Source organism: Mesorhizobium sp. M7A.F.Ca.US.006.04.2.1 (assembly GCF_004022915.1).
Lineage (GTDB): Bacteria > Pseudomonadota > Alphaproteobacteria > Rhizobiales > Rhizobiaceae > Mesorhizobium > Mesorhizobium ciceri.
This window is the reverse complement of the sequence record NZ_RZQA01001180.1, coordinates 1-1,453: the sequence shown is the minus strand read 5'-3', so window position 1 is coordinate 1,453 and position 1,453 is coordinate 1. Positions and strand designations below refer to the sequence as shown.

The following is a 1,453-nucleotide window of genomic DNA, read 5'->3' as shown; positions in this document are numbered from 1 at the left end:
GGTGGAGGAATAGCCAATGAGCAAGAAGGCGCGACTGATCCTGGCGATGGTCATCATCGAGGCCTTCCTTGCAGGCATCTGGCGGTATCTCGCCCGCTTCGGCATGGCCAATCCCGATCGCGTCACAGCCGATTTTCAGGCAGTCGTCGGCCAGACCATGGGAATGGCGATGGGCGGTTTGCTGGGCATCGGCTTCATCCTGTTCCTCGTCGCCGCCCGCAACGATCGCAACGCGGCACAGAACAAGACGCGCCCTTAACTCCCGTTTGCGAAATGCCACTCGATCAGCGGCTTCATGTGCGGTGACAGGCCGACCGGCAGGTCGGCGGCATGGCGGATGATCACTGGCCCGTCGATCTCCGGCTCGGTTTCGGTGGCGACGAAGGCTGAGATGCGCTGGGCGATCTCGTCGGCGGGCGCCGCCGCGTGGTAGCGGCGGAAGATCACCGTGCCACTGTTGCTCGACATGGCATGGTAGCGCTTGCCGCGTTCAGCACCTGACAGGTCGAGCCCTGTTTCCTCGCGCACCTCACGCATCATGTTGAAATCGACATCGACCAGGCCATCGCGAAAATCGACCGGCTCGAATGAGCCGGCGGCAAAATAGACGCGGCCGGCGTTGACCGTGTGCGGACCCATGCGGATCGCCACCAGCGCATTGTCGGCAGCCACCAGCATGGCATGGGCATAGGCATGCTCGGCGCCCGAATTCTCGCGCCGCTTCCGCCACAGCATGAAAGTCGAATAGTTGACCGCATGGCAGCGGCCGGCGAGACGGTTGTCGCGGTAGGCAAGCTGCGACAGCAGCACCACCATGCCGTCGAACAGCGCCGGATTGGCAGCGATTTCGTGCTGCCAGTTCTCGGCGATCGCCTCTGCATTGTCCCTTGCGAACGGGTGCGGACCGGGATCGAGCCGGACGTCGATGGCGTCGACCGGCAGGATGACGTTGCGTGGCAGGTCGAAACTCATGCGTCAGGTCATGTCCAGCGTGATCGCCACCGGGCAATGGTCCGACGCCTTCGGCCGGTCCCAGCCGGCACGCGGAAACCGCTCCACTTCCTGCCCCGGCGGAAAGATGGTGCGCCAGGGCTGGCCGTTGCGGATGATGTCGGGAACAGCCGTCGCGTTGCTGGCGGCGAGCCCCTTCGACAGCAGGATGTAGTCGAGCTGGCACAGATGCCGCTCTTCCGGTCCGCGCGTGTGGTAGAAACTCCAGCGGTTCATCTCCGGCCGCCGCTCGACGACGTTTTCGCAGAAGCCGCCGGCCGTCAGCACGTTGATGCAGGACAGGGCTTCGTCGACGACCTCGAAGCGATAGCCGTCGATCGCATCGCCGGCCACCTTCACACGCTGGCGGTAATCGTTCATGTCGCCGCAGATTGCCCAGCGTTTGTCGGCGGCATAGTCCTTGCCGAAGCGCTCCTCGATGATGCGCCGCACGGCCTGCGCC

2 protein-coding genes and 1 pseudogene are annotated in these 1,453 nt (G+C 64.3%); 1 reads left to right on the top strand and 2 read right to left on the bottom strand.

Annotated elements, in window-relative coordinates:
- Nucleotides 1–16: 16 nt before the first annotated feature.
- Nucleotides 17–259, top strand: a complete 243-nt coding sequence (locus EN925_RS35575) for a hypothetical protein (RefSeq protein ID WP_128337352.1) — start codon at nucleotides 17–19, stop codon at nucleotides 257–259.
- Here the strand turns inward: EN925_RS35575 and EN925_RS35570 are convergent.
- A complete protein-coding gene (locus EN925_RS35570; RefSeq protein WP_127368757.1) occupies nucleotides 256–972 on the bottom strand; it encodes a hypothetical protein in 717 nt (238 codons plus the stop codon). The two genes, EN925_RS35575 and EN925_RS35570, sit on opposite strands and share 4 nt — an antisense overlap.
- A gap of 3 nt (nucleotides 973–975) precedes the next feature.
- Nucleotides 976–1,453, bottom strand: a pseudogene (locus EN925_RS35565) (endonuclease); the annotation flags it as partial.

Bases quoted from the DNA above. Each gene is read 5' to 3' on its own strand.
- EN925_RS35570 (WP_127368757.1), bottom strand. From the start codon at position 972: ATGAGTTTCGACCTGCCACGCAACGTCATCCTGCCGGTCGACGCCATC.
- EN925_RS35575 (WP_128337352.1), top strand. From the start codon at position 17: ATGAGCAAGAAGGCGCGACTGATCCTGGCGATGGTCATCATCGAGGCC.